The following is a 19,712-nucleotide window of genomic DNA, read 5'->3' as shown; positions in this document are numbered from 1 at the left end:
ACTTAAATCGTCAATTGAATATCCAAAGTCCTGTTAATAATCTCGATCGCTTCCTCCAATGAAACTTCTTTAAAAACAACGGTTATCCGGAGAGTTGCATAGTCTGCGGGTAATGTTACGTGACTATCGTAGTATTCATTCAGCGTTTCGATGACTTCAGACAAGGGAGCGTTATCAAATTTAAGGATTTGTTGTTCCCCTTTATCTTCTTTCGTGGAGATCATTAATTTCCTATCCTTTTTCCCATACTTAACGGACATTCCGGTTTCAAGGATTCTTTCTTGTTTTTTATCTTGGGTGATAATTTTCACCCGTCCTTTTTCTACAAAAACTTCAGCTTGAAGTTTTTCTGCAATCACTTGAAAGGAAGTACCTAATACTTCTACTTGAATTAAGGATGTTTCCACGATAAAAGGTTTGCTCGTGTCCCGTTTTACTTGGAAAAATGCCTCTCCCCGTAGGGAAAGTTCTCGATTTGTCTTTCCGAATTGAGCATTATAAGCCAAACGACTATCTCCGCTTAGCATTACACGGGAACTATCCGGTAAATAAAATACTTTTGTTTCCCCGGTCCGGGAGAGTAAAACCGTTTCCTGAAGTGACGATTTATTCCAAAACCATAATACACCGAATATTAAAACAATGATAGAGGCAGCTACTGGCAAAATTCGCAAGTAGTGCGTCTTCGCAGGGAATTTCACTTTTTGTATTGCCTGTCGGGGGTCAAAAACTCCATATTTGTAACGCTTAGAACCTAATTCTATACGGCGCTTGAGTTGTCGAAATTCTCGTTGGTGGTCTTCACTTTCTTCCAACCATTGTTCCACTCTTTGCCCTTCTTTCGTGTTCGCCTCACCAAGAATATATTTTGCTAGTAATTCATTTTTCATACTCCCTATGTTTACGAGATTATTTTATCCGAAGAAGAACAAATAGATTTTTATTGCTTTATCTCTCAAAGCCTTCAATGCTTTTCCCATTTGCCCTTCAACAGTTTTAACCGAAATATCCAGTTGTATGGCAATCTCCTTGTATTTCATCCCTTGCTGTTTGGCCATCAAAAATATATTCCGTCGTTCAGTAGGTAAAGCGTCTATCCAATCCCAAACTAAAGCCTCCTCCTCTACCGATATGGATAAGGCATTCTCGTCTGTCAAGTACATTGCACTTTCCACGGAAACTTTTTCCTGATTCTTTTTCGCATATTTCACCGCCCGATTCCGTACCACCGTGTATAAATATCCCTTCATGTCTCCCACTTCCAAACTTCCTGCAACCGCCTTTTCCAACAATTCCACGAAGATCTGTTGTACAATATCTTCAGAATCCTCATATGATTCGGTTATATTTAAGGCATACAGGCATAACGGTCGGTACAACTTGTTAAAATATTTCTCTAAAATAGTAGAGCTTATAGACATAAGAATAGTTTTACACATACACATTCGCAAATGTACTTAAATATATAAAAGCAATAAGTTATTTAGAAAATAATTATTTTCTAAATAACAACTATATTGTATAATAGTAGAAATAATAATTTGTGAGATAGTGTCTCACAAATTAGGAAAGCCATATATAGCAAACTACCCCATCCTCATAAACGTCTCGAAAAAGACATCCCGATAGGTGTTTCCAATAGCTATTTCATGTGTTTTAATGAAAATGTCATTGTTGTCAAAGGAGTCTATATGCTTAGTATTTACGATATAGGATTTATTGACTCGTAAGAAATCATGCTTGGGTAATAACTCAAATATATTCTTTAGATTCATTCGGGTAATCACCCGTTGTTCATCCAATTGGATGATCACGTAATCTTTCAGTCCCTCGATGAATAGAATATCCTTGTAATTTATTTTAAAGTAGCGTCTTTCAGACTTTACGAAGAAGTATTCCGTGTTACCTGCCTCGATATTTTCTTTCTCTTCTTTTAATAATAAAGAATGGTAAGCAATTGCCTTGTTGACAGCCTTGTGAAAGCGTTCTGGGTCAACCGGTTTAATTAAATAGTCGATAGCGTCGACCTCGTAACTATCCAAAGCATATTCCGTGTAAGCCGTGGTGAAAATGACCAACGTTCTCTTGGATATATTGTGAGCAAACTCGATACCCGTGATTCCCGGCATCTGAATATCCAAAAAGATCAAGTCTACCGGATTCTCTTCCATGAACTTTGACGCTCCGATAGCATTATTAAACATACCCGTCAGATTTAGTTGACTCGTATCTTTTACCAGTATTTCTATCGCCTCACGGGCTAACGGTTCATCATCAACAATAATACAATTCATAATATCAAATGTAAATATACGGTATAACTTATTTCACTTTCTTCTATCTCCAACGTGTAACGTTCCGGAAACAGCAATTCCAACCTGCGCTTTATATTCTTTAGTCCCAACCCTCCCACTTCATTTTTCCGTAAAGCGATTTTAGGCTTTGAATTTATACATTGAAATTCCAGTTGTTTATCCCAGACCTTGAAACCGAGATAGACATACGATGAATTCTCGCTATCCACGTTATGTTTCACGGCATTCTCCACGAAAGGAATAAACAATAATGGTGGCAACCATACCTCACTAATATCTCCTTCTTTGGAAATGACATACTCGAATTTATCCCGTCGAACCTTCTCCAGATTCAGAAAGTCATTCAAAAAATGAATCTCAGAACTCAACAACACCTGTTCTTTTGCGCTGTCGTTAATTTGGTAACGCAACATATCTTCAAGCTTGAAAAGCACCCGGGAGGCTTCTTCTGGATTTTTCTTGATCAGCACGTTAGCATTATTCAGCATATTGAACAGAAAATGCGGGTTAATTTGTTTCTTAAGAAATTTCAATTCGGATTGTAATGTCGAAGAGGCCAGTTCGTCTATTCGTTGGCTGTAACCGATCCAGTATTTAAACAGTAGCAAAGCCGACGTTCCGAATATTAGTAATCCAAACGAGATGATTGACGTGATCATGTTTAATATGATATATGGATTTCCATCCTCGTAATTCGCACTAACCTCTTGAACATTCATCTGTAAAATTGCGATAAATACAAGCGAGAATGATGTCAGTACCAACATGGATACCAGATATTTCAATAATCGGCCCTTTATTAAAAAACGAGGGGCTAACACATATAAATTAAAGTAAATGATCACACTGGTGAGCAAAAAATAAAATACCCACCCGTAAAAACGTTCCCAAGTCAACACTAACTCTCCTGATTGATTGGCAAATATACTAATTGTGATACAGACAAGAGTTAATAGCAACAGAAAATGTCTCACGAACTTAAAACATGGAGATAACAGGAAATCCGGAACGTGATTATCAATCAAATTACTCATGGTTTCTGTATTTTAAGTTTCAACATAATTGTCCTTTTAGCAACAGATAAGGTATAATCGTTTCCATATAGCAATTCCAGTCTCTGCCTGATTTTCGAAAAGTCATCCGGATGCAGTAAATTCCCATTATCAAAAGAGCAAACAAATTGAATCTCATTCCCATTCACATGAAAATTTAGATCAATCGAGCCAAATACAGGCTGACTGTATATCTGAATCACGGCTTGTTGCACGAAAGGAAGGAACAACAAGGGAGGGACAAATATCCGATGCACCTCCCCTTCGGCTGAAACCATGTATTGAAAACGATGGGAATATACCTGTTCCAAAGCGAGATAGTTTGTCAAAAAATCTATTTCAGCCTTTAATAACACCGCTTTCCGGCTACAATCATAGAGCTGGTATCTCAGAATCTGGCTTAACTCCAATAACATCCCGGATGCCTCCTTCGGTTCACTTTTTGCCAAAACTGCAGTACGGTTAAGTACATTAAAAAGTAACTGAGGATTGACTTGGGCTTTCAATTGCTCCACTTCCGACTGCACATGAATTCTTTCCAGTTGGTTTACCCGGTTATTTTCTGTCATCCAATGTTTTAACACGATCGTGATCGAGCCTCCCAGCATACACAAAGTTACAGTGGCAAAAGAGGAGATATAATTTAAAATGAATACTGGTTCCAAGATGTTTCCCGCACGCTGTCCCAACCAAATTCGTGCCATATCTTCAATGATTGTCTGTATCCATAAAAGCACCAGCACGGTACCAAATATCATGACTGTATACGTTAGGTATCTCTTCTGCATGAGATACCGGGGTACCAACACGTAGATATTCAAATAGGCCACGGCCAAGTAGGATGCTAGGTTCCCCAGGGCAATCCAGTAGAGCCTTACTCCAAGTGCCGGAATTTCCGGTTGAAAGATAACATACGTCTGGTTAAAAGAAATGGCAGCAAGTGACACGATAAACAGAATATGTCGCCAGATCCGGAATTTCGAATTTACCAGAAGATTATATAGGAAAGCCTGTCCTTCCGTGTTGATTTTAAACATTCGAGGTTTTATTTGATGGTTACAAAGTTACGATCTTATTCCTAAATCGGATTAAAATTCTAATTTATAACTGACATTCGGCAAAGAGGTGGCTCCACGGATGGGTTTTATCTTATCGGTTTTAAAATTATACTCATGCCCGTAATATTCTTCGCATCCCGTCGTGTTCAAGGACTTGATCGAGAATTCGTGTGACACCTTTTTCCGGTTGATTTTATACCCCACGGAGAAATTCGTGATAAACATCGGTGAAAATTGTTTGGAAAAAGCCTTTGTTTCATCATATTGCACTTCCCGGTCCGGATCGAGTAGCGTGGCTACTTCATCCACGGGGGCATAGCGGTCTCCCCCTTGCAAGGTTATTTTAAAGTTCACACTGAACATATTTTGCCTGTCACGCCCGACCATCCATTCCTTGCCACCCAACACGTTGACAATAAAATTCCGATTATACAACGTGTTACGCCATTTCCGATCTCCCCCGTAATATTTTGAATCAAAAATGGATGCAGTCATCATGTAATAAAGTCCCTTGTTTAAATAGCGTTCCAGCGTGATGTCTACCCCGATGTTACGTCCTTTCCCCCGGTTGACCAGAGCGTTCTCCACGTAAAAATCTCGTCTATTCAGCACAGAATAAGAGCTATCGGCAATAACGGGTACATCATATAATTGTTGGAAATAAGGTTCTATTTTCATATTCATATTATCCGATATTTTGAAACCATACGATAACATCACGTGATGCGCCCTAGTGAATCCCAAGTCTTTATTCACGGAACGGTCACCCGTACCTTGTGTTTTCACGAAATAAACGTCCATTTTTTCCATCCGGCTATGTAACCCGTAAGCGAGGGCAAAAGAACTCTTCGGTGAAAACTGCCATTTAATCCCGGCCCGGGGTTCCAGAGTCCAGCTATTATTCAGTGTCAGGACCTGCGCGTTAACTCCCACGTTTAAAGTGATCTGTTCGCTTATGCCAATGGATGAACTCGTGTAACCGGATATTAAATCCGTGTTTCCTTTACCTTGGGAAATTAATTCCATGGGATGCATTTGATGGGGGGCCAGATTCATGTCCATATCGTAATACATCTTCGTGTAGGTTATCCCTGTTTTATTCGTGAACTTGGCACTGAATTTCCGGGTAATGGCAGTGGTGAATATCAAGTTTGTGTTACTCCGGTTTAAATCAAGAAAAGGTGCCAAATTCAAATTCCAGTCATAACTTGTCATCGTTCCCTCGTGTTTGAAGTAGGTAACCGCTAACGTTGTTTTCAGTTGTGTCTCGTTGTTAAAGAAATAGCGGTGACTGATACCACCGGCTCCCATGTATTGTTTGGTACTGGATTTCATCATGTCACCAATCGATTCCCACTTGTCCGTGTTTTCCTCAAAGTCTCCTTTTGACTTGTCTATCAAGGCTGTTCCCCAAATCGAGAAGACACCCGCTTTACGTGTCGGCAGACTCAATTTGAAATTCAAATCCTGATAATCCAAAGTCCCGTCAATATCAATAGCCCCGATGTCGCCCAGCAATCCCGTGGTGGAATAACGATAATTGAAAATGTAAGAAGAATTGTGTTTTCGGGTCAAAGGCCCCTCCGAGGCAAAATCAATTCCTAATAAGCCGATCTGAAACGTATTCTCGATCTTTTGATTATTCCCGTTACGTAGCTTCATGTCAAAGACTCCCGACACGGCATTATCGTACTCCGCGGGAAAAGCTCCGGTAAAGAAATCCGAATTACCCAGCACGAGACTACTTAACCCGGATAAGATTCCCCCGCCAAGAATGGACAAATCTGCGAAATGATTGGGATTCGGGATTTCTACGTCTTCCAGTTTCCATTGCAATAAATGCGGGGCATTCCCGTGAATGGATATTCCATTCGTTGACATACTGGGAGAAATCCCGGCAAAGGAACTTACCAAACGGGCCGGATCATCCATTCCCCCGGCATATCGGCTTGCCTCTTCCACGCTGAGCATCCGGGCTCCCGTGGTGACCATCTTGTTTAATGGTTGCTCTTTATTCAATTGTGGTCGAACCATCACTTCTTCCAGTTCTTTAATGCTTTCTTTCAATGGAATGGTCAAATAGACTTCTTTCGAGGAAGTTACCAGTATCTCCCGGAAAATAGTTGGTTCGTATCCCACGAAAGAAGCCTGTATATCGTGCCGGCCGATCGGGACATTCTTGATGACAAAACGGCCTAGGGAATCCGTTACTCCACCGACCTCCGTTTGCCCCATGAGATACACGGATGCATAAGCTACCGGATAACCCGATGCCGCATCAATCACCCGTCCTCGTACACTCTGGGTTAAAATTCGTCCCTCTTTCTGTCCCCATACATTCACGGATAACATGGAAAGGAAAAAATATATGCCGATGACTCTTTTCTTGCTTTTAATCTTGCTCATGATTTGGAAAATCATGTCAAAAAGCCCGTTTTTCCATCCTTTACGATTCAGTTCTCCCCCTAAAACTTCTTCTAAGGCGTCTAAAACCTTCTCGCAGTCTGCCACACTTACACTTGTCATTTGTGATACTTCTGTTATTATTTCCGTCTTATTCATATCCAATACTTTTTGATTACGGGACAAAAATAGACTCAGGGCAGAAGTGATTTAAAGAAAAGAGACAAAACACCCGGTTTTGTATACGAAACAAAAGCATACGGAGAATTTTACTACTTTTGTACCATAAGTTATAATGAAATGAAAAAGAGAATAATATTTTTAGGGTGCATCATGGTAATAATCACCTTATTATCAAGCTGTTCTTCATCCAGAGACCTTAGTATGTTACAATTTAATATCTGGCAGGAAGGTACGACGATTCCGGGCGGTTTTGACGCTATTGCTGATGAAATAGCCCGTTTGGAACCCGATTTTATCATGCTGAGTGAAGTCCGAAATTACCATGATACCCGATTTTGTGATCGTATCGTGAATGCCTTGAAAGAAAGGGGTAAAACGTATTATTCTTTTTATAGTTATGATTCAGGATTACTTAGCAAACATCCTATAACAGACAGTAGTACAATATTCCCAATCCAAAATGATCACGGAACCATTTATAAAATGAAAACTACCGTGGGAAAACAAGTTTGTGCTGTTTATACCGCTCATTTAGACTATCTGAATGACACGTATTATGAAGTACGGGGTTATGACGGTAACAATTGGCACAAAATGGAGGCCCCTTTGACGGATGTTCCGACTATTCTGGAACGTAACAATCTTTCATTACGTGATGATGCTATCCGTGCTTTTATCAAAGATGCTCAAAAAGAAATTGAAGAAGGGAATTGGATCTTTTTAGGAGGTGATTTTAACGAACCTTCTCACTTCGATTGGATTGAAGCCACAAAAGATAGTGCAGATCATCATGGAGTTGTGGTTCCTTGGCCGGTAACCACCCTACTCCATGAAACTGGCTTTAAAGATTCTTATCGTGAAAAATATCCCAATCCCGTTACACATCCCGGCTATACTTACCCATCGGATAATCTCGCTTTGCCTCCAAGTAAGATCACTTGGACTCCCGATGCGGATGAGCGCGATCGTATTGATTACATCTTCTATTATCCTCGTAAAGGACTGCATCTAAAAGAGGCCGCAATTCTCGGCCCCAAGACCAGTATTCGTAGGAGTCAACGTGTGGCCGAATCCGGACAAGATGTTTTCATCGAACCCCTAGGTGTATGGCCAACAGATCACAAAGCCGTGTGGGTTAATTTCCAGATGAGATAGTAATTATTTAAAAATACGCACTCTTTCCTCTATCGGATTAAACTCTTTAGCCCCGGGTTCTTGTAAAGGCGCTCCGAAAGGCATCTGGGCGATTAATTCCCAAGTTTCCGGTAATTGCCATTCCTTAGCTACCGCTTCATCAATCAATGGATTGTAATGCTGTAATGAAGCTCCGAATCCGGCATCTTCCAACATGGTCCACACCGCCAGTTGGTGCATTGCCGAAGTGTGCTGTGACCATACCGGGAATCTATCCTGATAAGTCGGAAATGATTTTTGCAGGCCTTCCACGATCATCCGCTCTTCAAAGAAAAGCACCGTACCGTAACCGGATGCAAAGGATTTATCAATTTTGTTTTCAGTCGATTTGAAAGCCTCTGCGGAAACTATTTCCCGCAACGTATCTTTTACGATATTCCACAGTTTCGTATGTTGATCACCTAATAAAAGCACCACTCTCGTTGATTGAGAATTAAATGCTGACGGTATATTTTTAACAGCAAATTTTACGATTTCCTCTATCTCTTCGTTAGAAATAAGTGATTTATTCGAGAGAGCATAATAACTTCTCCTATGTGCCAAAGCTTCTTTAAATTTTCTTTCCATATATCTCAATGATTTATTTTCTACAATATACGCATTTTTTCTGAAAAGGTTAGATTATTTAGAATAAATCAAATTAAAAAACATTACAATAATACTTTATTCTCTCCGTAATCATATCTTTTCCCCATTATTCATTTTGAATAATGCAATTTGAATAATGAGAATAAACTTTTAATATTTTATACTACTCCCTCCAACTCTCCTTGTGCAAGAGGGAGTTGGAGGGAGTAGTATAAAATATTATAAAAGACTAAACGCACAAGTCACCCCGGCCATCACGATAGCCACCATGCTCATCAATTTAATCAGAATATTCAAACTCGGTCCGGAAGTATCCTTAAACGGGTCACCCACGGTGTCGCCGATAACCGTTGCTTTATGATTATCAGAACCTTTACCACCAAGGTTACCTTCTTCAATATACTTTTTAGCATTATCCCAAGCTCCCCCGGAATTTGCCATGAAAATAGCCAGCACAAACCCGGTACCCAATCCTCCGGCCAATAACCCGATCACACCCGAAACACCAAAGATCAATCCCATGACAACCGGAATAATGATCGCCAGCAAAGACGGGAAAACCATTTCATGTTGAGCCCCTTTCGTGGAAATCTCTACGCATTTAGCGTAATCCGGTTCTCCTTCCCCTGTCATAATTCCCTTGATTTCCCGGAATTGCCGACGGACTTCATTCACCATTTTCTGGGCAGCACGTCCTACCGCATTCATGGTCAAACCACAGAACACGAAAGCCATCATCGAACCGATGAAGATTCCGGACAACACCTTCGGATTCATCAAGGTAACATCATAGTAATTCATGAAATCCGTCAACGTGGCATCAGCCGTCCGTACCACGTTGTCTCCAATCTTCAACACTTCCTCGCCCATCCGTAACAAACCGATCTTAATTTCCTCGATATAAGAGGCTATCAATGCTAACCCAGTCAATGCAGCCGATCCGATAGCAAATCCTTTACCCGTGGCAGCCGTCGTGTTACCCAGTGCATCCAGCGCATCCGTACGGTGACGGACTTCCTCTCCCAACTGACTCATTTCAGCGTTACCCCCGGCATTATCAGCAATCGGTCCGTAAGCATCCGTGGCCAAGGTTATACCTAACGTGGAAAGCATTCCCACTGCAGCGATACCCACACCATACAATCCCATGGACATATTGGCAAAACTGAATTCTGCCGCAAACAGGAATGAGAGTATAATACCCGCAACAATCGTAAGTACCGGGATGGCCGTTGAAATCATTCCGGTTCCAATTCCCTTGATAATCACGGTTGCGGGGCCCGTTTCCGAACTCTTGGCAATATCTTGCGTTGGCTTATAAGCATGAGAGGTATAATATTCTGTCGCTTTTCCGATAATAATACCCGTTACCAACCCCACGATCACCGATCCGCATATCCAATAACTCAAACCGAGCAAATAAATAACCAAGAAACTGGCACCCACGATTAACAAGGAACTCACGTTAATTCCCCGATCAAGAGCCCGTAATAATTGTTGCTGAGAGGCTCCTTCTTTCGTCTTTACTAGAAATATACCGAGCAATGATAAGATCACCCCGAATGCGGCAATCAACATCGGAGCCAATATCGCATTAAATTGTGCATCCGGCTCCATACGGAATGCCGCAGCTCCTAGCGCTGCCGTCGCCAAAATCGAACCACAATAAGACTCGTAAAGATCGGCCCCCATTCCGGCCACGTCCCCCACATTATCCCCCACGTTATCCGCAATAGTTGCCGGATTACGAGGATCATCCTCCGGAATTCCGGCTTCCACTTTACCTACCAAGTCCGCACCGACATCCGCTGCCTTCGTGAAAATACCTCCACCCACTCTGGCGAAAAGTGCCTGCGTGGATGCTCCCATTCCGAAAGTCAGCATCGTAGTCGTAATCACGATCGCCTTTTCCGTCTCTGTTGCCTCTTCCACGAAATAATCTAACAATAACCACCATAAAGAAATATCCAGTAGAGCCAAACCGACAACAACCAGTCCCATAACCGCTCCCGAACGGAAAGCAACTTTTAGCCCGTCATTCAAACTCCTACGTGCTGCATTGGCCGTTCTTGCAGATGCGTAGGTAGCTGTTTTCATCCCGATATACCCGGCTAATCCGGAAAAAAATCCTCCTGTCAAGAATGCAAACCATACCCACGGATTCTGTAAACCGGGTCCATAAGCCATCCAAGCAAAAAGCGCACATAAAATAAGAAAAACAAGGGCTACTACCCGATATTGCTGACGCAAATAAGCCATAGCTCCTTTGCGTACATGCCCGGCAATACGTTTCATCGTGTCGGTTCCTTCCGACTCTTTCATCATCCCTTTAAAAAAGATCCTTGCGAAAAGGAGAGCGATAATAGCACATACAGGTACTATCCAAAATAGATCGTTTAACATGGTATTATATATTTGTAGTTAGTAAAAGTCGTACAAAAAAATACTCGTCAAGATTTAAACGAACCCTGATGAGTAAAAGTACAAATAAAAATGAAAAAATATTCCCGATCTTTTATTTTTTTTGCAACTAAAATAGATTATTTCTTTTCGAGGAACGGCTATTCATACTTAGCATAAAGCTCGAATTGCCCCGATTCGGTAATAAGCACTTCATAGAACTCCCCTATTTGCAGTGCTTTTTCACTTGTCACGAACACTTCCTGATCCACTTCCGGAGAATCATATTGCGTACGTCCGACAAAATAATCCCCTTCTACCCGATCTATCAAAACCAAAAAATGTTTTCCCACGCATGATTCGTTGATAGCGGCAATAACCCCTTCTTGTAACGCCATCAACTTTTCAGCCCGATTATTTTTCGTCTCTTCGGGTACATCATCCTGATAATGCTTGTCACAATACGTGTCATCCTCGTGAGAATATGGGAACACCCCTAAACGTTCAAATTTCATCGTTTTGACAAAATCTTCCAGTTCCCGGTAATCCTCTTCTGTCTCTCCGGGATGCCCGACCATGAGTGTCGTGCGCAAGGCAATCCCCGGCACTTCTTCCCGGATTTTATTAATGAGATCTACGGTCTGTTGTTTCGTTACCCCCCCTTCGCATCATTTTTAGCATGTGATCACTACAATGTTGCAAAGCGATGTCCAAATACTTACATACGTTTTTCCGTTCCCGCATCACGGTAAGAAGTTCCATGGGGAACCCGGCCGGATAAGCATAATGCAATTTGATCCACTCGATGCCCGGTATATCTGCAATCCGGTCCACCAATTCAGCCAATCTGTTTTTTCCGTATTTATCAATTCCGTAATAAGTAATATCCTGTGCTAACACCAACAACTCCTTCACGCCCTGTTTAGCCAACCGTTCGGCTTCATCCACGATTTCCTCAAATGGACGTGATTTATATTCCCCCGTCATAATCGGGATGGCACAATAAGAACATCCCCGATTACATCCCTCGGATATTTTCAAATAAGCGTAATGTTTCGGTGTCGTCAAATGACGCTCGTTCCGCAGTTTCTCGTCATAGCTTTTACCCAATTCCGCAAGAATCCCTTTCCAATCGAATTTCCCGAAATAAGCATCCACTTCCGGGATCTCTTTCTTTAAATCCTGATCATAGCGCTGGGACAAACATCCCATAACGTATATCTTTTCAACTTCTCCCTCCTGTTTCCGCTCCACTTGCTCCAAAATCGTATTTATAGATTCTTCCTTCGCATCCCCGATAAACCCGCAAGTATTGATGACAACAATTTTCGCATTCGAATTTTCAACATCTACTTCAACACCATACCCCGCCTTCTCCAGTTGTTTCATCAATAACTCCGTATCCACTAAATTCTTGGAGCATCCCAAGCTGATAATATTTACTTTCTTCATGCCATATTCTAATTTGCCGGCAAAGGTAATAAAATCTTCAGCGACTTTCCGTATCTTTGCTGCGGAATTCAAGCAAATGCTCTATCATGGATTATAATATACAACAATGGTTACCGACCACCAAAAAAGAAGTCGAACAGCGGGGATGGAAAAGTATTGATGTCATTCTTTTCACGGGAGATGCCTACGTGGACCATCCTTCCTTTGGCGGGGCCGTTATCGGGCGACTTCTCGAATCTCTCGGACTGAACGTAGCTATTGTCCCCCAGCCCAACTGGCAGGATGACCTACGGGATTTCAAGAAATTGGGCAAACCGAATTTATTTTTTGGAATCAGTCCCGGTTGTATGGATTCCATGGTAAACCACTACACGGCAGCTAAAAGACGCCGTTCAGACGATGCCTACACCCCCGGCAACCGGAGTGGCGCACGCCCCGATATGCCGACCATTGTTTACACCAAGATATTAAAGGAACTCTTTCCGGACACACCCGTCATTATCGGGGGTATAGAAGCCTCTTTAAGACGTTTCACCCACTACGATTATTGGAAAGATTCACTTAAACCGTCCATTCTTCATGAAAGCCAAGCGGATATGCTAATATATGGTATGGGAGAGAAACCTCTCACCGAAATCTGTCGGATGCTGCAAAGAGGTATTCCTTTTCAAAGCTTAACCAATATCCCGCAAACCTCCGTGATCAGACATAAAGACGAGAAATACGCCACCAATAAGAAATGGCAAACCATCATGCTCGCCTCTCACGAAGAGTGTTTATCGGACAAGCGAAAATATGCCACAAACTTCCGGTATATCGAAGAAGAATCCAATAGTATTCATGCCGCAAAACTGATACAACCTATCAGAGATGAATTAATAATCGTGAATCCGCCCTACCCGCCCATGACCACGACGGAAATAGATGCTATTTACGATCTGCCGTTTACCCGTTTGCCCCATCCTAAATACCGGGGTAAAGAGATTCCGGCTTATAACATGATCCGCCATTCCATTACCATGCATCGCGGTTGTTTCGGGGGATGTGCCTTTTGTACGATTTCCGCCCATCAGGGAAAATTTATCGCATCCCGTTCCGAGGCATCCATTTTGCGAGAGGTTCAGCATGTTTGTGATATGCCCGACTTCAAGGGAACGATTACCGATTTAGGAGGACCTTCCGCCAACATGTACATGATCAAGGGAAAAGATCATCGTATTTGTGAGCAATGCAAACGTCCGTCCTGCCTACACCCGACCGTGTGTAAAAACTTAAACACCAACCATTCGCATCTTTTAGACCTATATAACCAAGTGCGTAGAGACACTCGGGTGAAACACTGTTTTGTGGGTTCCGGTATCCGGTACGATCTCTCCATGCATCGCACAGGCAATAAAGAGATCGACGCCATAAACCGGGAATACTTGGAAACCGTCATCAAACACCACGTGTCCGGACGCTTTAAAGTCGCCCCGGAACACAGTTCCGACAACGTACTACACCTGATGCGCAAACCCTCGTTCAAGCTTTTCCGGGAACTGACAGCTCGTTTCAATGCCATCAACAACAAAGAGCATTTAAAACAACAGATTATACCCTACTTCATCTCGTCTCATCCGGGATGTAGCCTAGAGGACATGGCCGACTTAGCCATCAATACCAAAGAATTGGATTTCAAGCTAGAACAAGTACAGGATTTTACCCCCACTCCCATGACATTAGCCACGGATATGTACTATTCCGGTTTTCATCCCTACTCCCTGCGCAAAATTCAATCGGCCAAAACAGAAACCGAGAAAAAACGCCAGAACATATTTTTCTTCTGGTACAAACGGGAATTCAAAAGTGAAATTATCGGCATTCTCACGAAACTGAAAAGAACGGATCTCGTAAAACGGTTATATTCAAATAAAAATAAATAAATATTTATTTTTTCATGATTAATCATTAACTTTGAATCACGTAATTAAAAGGAATATGCGCTATTATACTTGGATAATGTTATTTTTTCTATTCACCTCGTGTACTCACCACCAAGCCGTGAAGAGTAATCAGCGAGGTATGGACTACATTACCCGAGAGCAACCCCGGAAAGCCTTGGAAGAGTTCAACCATGCGATCTCGTTGGACCCGGATTTCTTTTCCGCCTATTATAACCGGGCTATTATCCGGGCGAACCTCAAGCAAAATGAAGAGGCCCTTAAAGATATTAATTACGTGATAGCCAATGTCCCTGATCATGCTCTAGCTTATTATAACCGGGGAATCATATACGAGAATCTCGGTCAGCCAACCCAAGCTATCCAGGACTATAGTCACGCTATCAACTTACAGCCGGATTTATTGGAGGCATACCACTACCGCGGCATCGTTCGTTATGGAATGAAAGATTTAGACGGAGCCCTCGCCGATTACAACAAGGCAATTTCCCTCGGCTTAAAATCAAGTGCCGTATATTTCAACCGAGGGGTCATCTTTCACCAGAAAGGCCAACTCAGCGATGCCATTGAAAGCTACTCCCGTTCCATTGAAATCGATCCTTCCAATGCCAGAGCCTACTATAACCGGGCTATTTCCAAGCTGATTGTCGATAATTACAAAGAAGCCCTTCAAGATTTGGAAATCTCAAAACGTCTCGGTTACTCGAAAGCAGCAGAAATTATCTCGCAATACTATTAATTAGTCGCCAAGATCTTGTATTACCTTCTTTAACCGATCTTGCGTAGTATAAGGATAAGTTTTGTATGTGCAATCTTCATGTAATAATTTCTGGAACCACGGCTTTTGGACTTCTTCGTGTACATCAATCCATATATCACTATAATCTTCCTCCGATATATTAAGATTTTCTACCAATGTTTTATCGTTCTTCGCTACATTCAGAAAATTATATAATGACTGTATAATATGAAACTGTACATACCCTCTTCGTTTCCCAAGCGTGTATTTTAGATATAACCGAATAACTTCCCCTCCATTTTCGTGAGTATAGCGAGTATTTTCAAGTAAAAACACCACGTAGGCTTGTACGGCACGTAATAATGGTTCATCCCACTCTTCTTCTCGCATATCCTTTAAAACATTCCCTTGTTTCATGCAGTCTTCGATATTATAATCCGGTAAATAATTGTGCCGGAATCCATATCTAACACACCATTTTCGCACTTTTTCCCGGGGTGAATAATCAAGTAATAGAATCACAGCCATAATCCGGCCCCAGTAATACAAAGGCTCTATAATATCAATCAGCATAAGATCCCATTGGGGGGTCATTTCATATAATGCCAATCCTACATAATAAGTAAACTCTCCATGTTTGGCAATACTTTTTAACAATGGAATACTTTCAATGTCATGAGATACCCCCAACAAGATAATTCCCATCTTGACCACTTCCCTATCCGGAGTCTCCATGACCATCCAACGTCCTAATTCTTTCATTTGATGAGTAATCACGACTTTTCTCGTAGCCAATTCATTTATAAAATCACGGTGATAATTAATAATGGGAAAACCTTTCAATAGATTATAAAATTCGATTTTAGCATTTATATTTCCCCGATTTACATAGGCCTGGAACATATCTGCAAGTCGTTTGATAAATTCAGGATTAATCTCTTTGTCAAACTGATAATAATCCATGTAATCGTCATACGCCGGAAAATACATACCTACATCATGTCGTAAAGGAATCCGATCCGGTAAGCAATCAAATTCATCTTCATCCGTGACATATTTTAGGGGATTCTGGACAAACCGAAATATAGATAACCGATTTTCCCAAGGCAATTTTTTATCCAAAAAATCTTTCTCCATACCCACGCTTTTAAGTTACACCAATAATTCATTCAAATTTACAAAAAACAAACGATATTTTTGCAAAATAGTAACTTAATTGCCAATCATATTTTAAATAATCCGAAAAATCTAAAATCGTAAATTTAAAATGAGTAATGACTTTACAAACAAAAAGGATGTGTCAAAAACTTTTGACACATCCTTTTATTTCTTTTATACCTAAAGTTTATTTCTTTTCAACTAGTGGTGCGATAGCCTCTGCCACTTGTTTTTGCGTTTCTTTTACAGCCTCATTTGTCGGCTCAACAGTTGCAGCTTGTTTCAGATAATCCTGGGCTTTCTTGAAATCAGCCAAGGCTTTTGCCTTTTCTGCTTCATATTTTTCTTTCTCAGAAGTAGCATAAGGAGTTGCTTTTTGAAGGATAGATGCCCCATTATTGAAATAAAGAGTACCTAAACTCAACAATCCGCGTGCTTTCAATTGTTTGTTAGAAACCTGACTACTCTTTGTGAAATTTTCCGCAGCCTTGGCAATATCGTTAGCTTTTTGGAATTTCTGACCTTCTTTAGCGAAATAATCAGAATATGCTTTTTCCAACTTCACGTTTTGTCCCGGAGTTGCTTTAATCCCGTCCTGTAACGTTTTCAACATTTCTGGAATCTTTTTCAAGTTCTCCTGAGCATCAGCCATTCCCAGATAAGAAGAGGCAACTTTGTAATTATTCTTGATAGACATACCAAAGTATTTCTCGGCATTGGCATAATCTTTCAATTTAGTTGCACAAACAGCCACGTTATAAACCGTCGCGTCATCTTTGAATTCGATTAATTTCAGGTATTGCTCCCACTTGGTAAAAGCTTCTTTATAATTCTTGGCTCTCCAAGCTGCATTACCTTCATTCTTAACTTTGCCGGATTCATCGGTCTGTGCAAATAGAGCTCCTCCTACAAACAAGCTCGTTAGAACAAATAAAAGTAGTTTCTTCATATTTTCCGTGTGTTTTTGTTTAACATGAATAAATTCGTTGTTTATGCCCACTAAGATAACACTCTATTAAGAAAAATCAAAAGTCTCTTAACTTATTTTTCACATTTCTCGAATCATTTCACGCTATCTGATTGATAAAGAAGAGACAAAATTTTCTTTAAACCTGCTTCATCTTCCCTGTCAAAGGCCCCTAACTGGTCGCTATCCACGTCCAGACAGCCAAAAATACGGCCTTCGGGATCCCGCAAAGGGATTACAATCTCACTTTTCGAGGCGGCATTACAAGCAATATGCCCCGGAAATTCTTCCACGTTATTCACGATAACCGTATCCCCGGAGTTGATCGCGGCCCAGCAAACACCCCCGTTTCGGAGTTTCTGACAAGCCACCGGCCCCTGATAGGAACGTACAATTAAATCCCCGTCAACCAACACGTATACCCCTGTCCAAAAAAAAGACTGCATCTTATGATGCAACACGGCCTCCATCGTCGCCAACCGGGCCCATATATCTTCCGTGGTCTGGATATACTGCTTGATCTGATCATATAACCGGTCGTATTTTGCCAGTTTTCTTGAAGTCTCCATAAAATGAATGTTTATAAAGTTTATAAGGTTCGTAAAGTTCATAAGGTTTTAAGAGTATAAAATCAAGGAATCATTCTCCACTTTACAAACTTTATAAACCTTATGAACTTTCAAACTTATTACAGGTTTTGTAATATATCCACCAAGTGGCTCCACCACATCTGTACCGTCTTGATATTGATCTTTTCATCCGGGGAGTGAACACCTCTCAGTGTCGGCCCAAAGGATACCATATCCATGTTCGGGTATTTCTCCAAGAACAAACCGCATTCCAATCCGGCATGGATAGACCGTACGATCGGTTCTTTACCGAACAGACGTTTGTAAGAATCCACGGCAACTTTTACCACCGGAGAATTCGGATTCGGTGCCCAACCCGGGTACCCTTCTCCATGTTCAACCTTGCCTCCTGCCAGCGTGAACACGGATTCAACCATGTTAGCGATATTGAATTTTTCCGAATTCACGTCACTCCGTTGTGAAGTGGTGATTAAAATATTATTGGGTTCGTTGAATCTAACAGCTGCCAGATTTGTTGATGTTTCAACCAATCCCGGCATACGGTAACTCATGGAGAAAACCCCGTGAGGACAAGCGTACAATGCGTTTACAAGTGCATCAGTACTTTCTTTTGTCAACACGTTTTCTGGCACATCCGTAGACTCTAAGGCTAACTGCAAACCGGGTTCCGTGATTTTCCACACGTTTTCCATTTCTGCACTATATATATTAAAGTCTACCCTCACGTTTTCCTTGTACTGCTCGGGGAACGTGATCACCGCAAAAGATTCACGGGCGATAGCATTCCGCAAATTACCTCCTTCAAACACGGAAACACGAATTCCGTATTTTGCATTCAAATCCCACAAGAAACGGTTCAGAATCTTGATGGCATTTCCCCTGCCTTTATTAATATCATCACCGGAATGTCCTCCTTGAAGCCCTTTCACCTGTACCTTCACGGCAAATGATTCTGCCGAGGTTCTCTCGGTCTTGTACCCCATGTTAATCACGGTATCTATACCACCGGCACAACCAATAAACATCTCTCCTTCATCTTCCGAATCCAGATTCAAAAGTATATTCCCGCTCAGGAATCCCGGTTGCAGAGCGAAAGCACCCGTTAACCCAGTTTCTTCATCTACGGTAAACAAACATTCGATCGGTCCGTGTGCGATGTCGGTAGAAGTCAACACAGCCATCTGAGCCGCCATACCAATCCCGTCATCAGCTCCAAGAGTGGTTCCTTTAGCACGTACCCATTCTCCATCCACATAGGGTTGTATCGGATCTTTATCAAAATCATGTACCGTATCAGAATTCTTCTCACAAACCATATCCATGTGAGCCTGCAAAATCACGGTCGGTGCATTCTCTTTTCCTTTTGTTGCAGGCTTTTTAATCAACACATTACCTGCATCATCCCGTTTCGCCTCCAGATTGTGTTTCTTCGCCCAATCCAATAAATAAGCGATAATTTTACCTTCTTTCTTTGACGGTCTGGGAACCTGACATATTTCTTCAAAATATCCCCAAACTGCTTCTGGTTTTAATCCTTCAAAAACTCCCATAACAATTTATGATTTACAATTTTAGATTTATAATTTCAAATTTCAACCTGTAACCTGTTAACTCGCAACCTACAACTCGCCGTAGGCGATCTATTGCAAATTCAACTTTTTCAACACCCATAT

Annotated in this window: 15 protein-coding genes and 1 pseudogene; 3 read left to right on the top strand and 13 right to left on the bottom strand. The window is 41.4% G+C overall.

The genetic code is table 11. The features are described 5' to 3' along the window. Positions 1–2: 2 nt before the first annotated feature. The 6 genes from AB5542_RS05065 to AB5542_RS05040 all read right to left on the bottom strand — a co-directional run bounded on the left by AB5542_RS05065 (position 3) and on the right by AB5542_RS05040 (position 6,993). Entirely contained in the window at positions 3–890 is an 888-nt protein-coding gene (locus tag AB5542_RS05065; protein WP_279041013.1) for a FecR domain-containing protein, read from the bottom strand. A gap of 24 nt (positions 891–914) precedes the next feature. Next, positions 915–1,421, bottom strand: coding sequence for a sigma-70 family RNA polymerase sigma factor (locus AB5542_RS05060; RefSeq protein ID WP_229128280.1), 507 nt, complete (start codon positions 1,419–1,421; stop codon positions 915–917). A 165-nt stretch (positions 1,422–1,586) separates the two neighbouring features. Then, positions 1,587–2,294, bottom strand: coding sequence for a LytR/AlgR family response regulator transcription factor (locus tag AB5542_RS05055; RefSeq protein ID WP_279041016.1), 708 nt, complete (start codon positions 2,292–2,294; stop codon positions 1,587–1,589). Further along, positions 2,291–3,349 (bottom strand): sensor histidine kinase, encoded by a 1,059-nt coding sequence (locus tag AB5542_RS05050; RefSeq protein WP_279041018.1) that lies wholly within the window; start codon positions 3,347–3,349, stop codon positions 2,291–2,293. The genes AB5542_RS05055 and AB5542_RS05050 overlap by 4 nt, the downstream gene beginning before the upstream one ends. After that, entirely contained in the window at positions 3,346–4,404 is a 1,059-nt protein-coding gene (locus AB5542_RS05045) for a sensor histidine kinase (RefSeq protein WP_279041020.1), read from the bottom strand. Before AB5542_RS05045 ends, AB5542_RS05050 begins: the two co-directional genes overlap by 4 nt. 51 nt (positions 4,405–4,455) lie before the next feature. Continuing rightward, positions 4,456–6,993, bottom strand: coding sequence for a carboxypeptidase-like regulatory domain-containing protein (locus AB5542_RS05040; protein ID WP_279041023.1), 2,538 nt, complete (start codon positions 6,991–6,993; stop codon positions 4,456–4,458). Between the two features lie 135 nt (positions 6,994–7,128). Between AB5542_RS05040 and AB5542_RS05035 the strand changes: the two genes are divergently transcribed. Then, on the top strand, positions 7,129–8,166 hold the full coding sequence (locus tag AB5542_RS05035; protein WP_279041024.1) for an endonuclease/exonuclease/phosphatase family protein: 1,038 nt from the start codon (positions 7,129–7,131) through the stop codon (positions 8,164–8,166). A 3-nt stretch (positions 8,167–8,169) separates the two neighbouring features. On the opposite strand, the gene AB5542_RS05030 is transcribed toward AB5542_RS05035, so the two are convergent. The 3 genes and pseudogenes from AB5542_RS05030 to rimO form a co-directional block, all read right to left on the bottom strand. Beyond that, positions 8,170–8,772: a nitroreductase family protein gene (locus tag AB5542_RS05030; RefSeq protein ID WP_087420258.1), complete on the bottom strand. Its 603-nt coding sequence runs from the start codon at positions 8,770–8,772 to the stop codon at positions 8,170–8,172. 240 nt (positions 8,773–9,012) lie between these two features. After that, positions 9,013–11,196 carry a sodium-translocating pyrophosphatase gene (locus AB5542_RS05025; protein ID WP_279041026.1) on the bottom strand — a complete coding sequence of 728 codons (2,184 nt, stop codon included), beginning with the start codon at positions 11,194–11,196 and terminating at the stop codon, positions 9,013–9,015. A 158-nt stretch (positions 11,197–11,354) separates the two neighbouring features. After that, positions 11,355–12,645, bottom strand: a pseudogene (rimO, locus tag AB5542_RS05020) (30S ribosomal protein S12 methylthiotransferase RimO). Between the two features lie 83 nt (positions 12,646–12,728). On the opposite strand from rimO, the gene AB5542_RS05015 reads away from it, so the two are divergent. Together AB5542_RS05015 and AB5542_RS05010 are read left to right on the top strand one after the other, a co-directional pair. Further along, on the top strand, positions 12,729–14,567 hold the full coding sequence (locus tag AB5542_RS05015; RefSeq protein ID WP_410518826.1) for a YgiQ family radical SAM protein: 1,839 nt from the start codon (positions 12,729–12,731) through the stop codon (positions 14,565–14,567). 76 nt (positions 14,568–14,643) lie between these two features. After that, positions 14,644–15,324, top strand: a complete 681-nt coding sequence (locus AB5542_RS05010; RefSeq protein ID WP_229782891.1) for a tetratricopeptide repeat protein — start codon at positions 14,644–14,646, stop codon at positions 15,322–15,324. Here the strand turns inward: AB5542_RS05010 and AB5542_RS05005 are convergent, their stop codons facing one another. The 4 genes from AB5542_RS05005 to AB5542_RS04990 all read right to left on the bottom strand — a co-directional run bounded on the left by AB5542_RS05005 (position 15,325) and on the right by AB5542_RS04990 (position 19,589). Next, positions 15,325–16,461: a hypothetical protein gene (locus tag AB5542_RS05005; protein WP_279041032.1), complete on the bottom strand. Its 1,137-nt coding sequence runs from the start codon at positions 16,459–16,461 to the stop codon at positions 15,325–15,327. A gap of 208 nt (positions 16,462–16,669) precedes the next feature. Continuing rightward, on the bottom strand, positions 16,670–17,431 hold the full coding sequence (locus AB5542_RS05000) for a tetratricopeptide repeat protein (protein WP_118302320.1): 762 nt from the start codon (positions 17,429–17,431) through the stop codon (positions 16,670–16,672). 113 nt (positions 17,432–17,544) lie between these two features. After that, positions 17,545–18,018, bottom strand: a complete 474-nt coding sequence (locus tag AB5542_RS04995; RefSeq protein WP_279041033.1) for a GAF domain-containing protein — start codon at positions 18,016–18,018, stop codon at positions 17,545–17,547. Between the two features lie 119 nt (positions 18,019–18,137). Next, positions 18,138–19,589 (bottom strand): aminoacyl-histidine dipeptidase, encoded by a 1,452-nt coding sequence (locus AB5542_RS04990; RefSeq protein ID WP_279041035.1) that lies wholly within the window; start codon positions 19,587–19,589, stop codon positions 18,138–18,140. Positions 19,590–19,712: the final 123 nt, after the last annotated feature.

Source organism: Butyricimonas sp. RTP31003st1_G1_RTP31003_210430 (genome assembly GCF_040920905.1).
Classification (GTDB): domain Bacteria; phylum Bacteroidota; class Bacteroidia; order Bacteroidales; family Marinifilaceae; genus Butyricimonas; species Butyricimonas paravirosa.
This window is presented reverse-complemented; position numbering and strand designations above follow the sequence as displayed.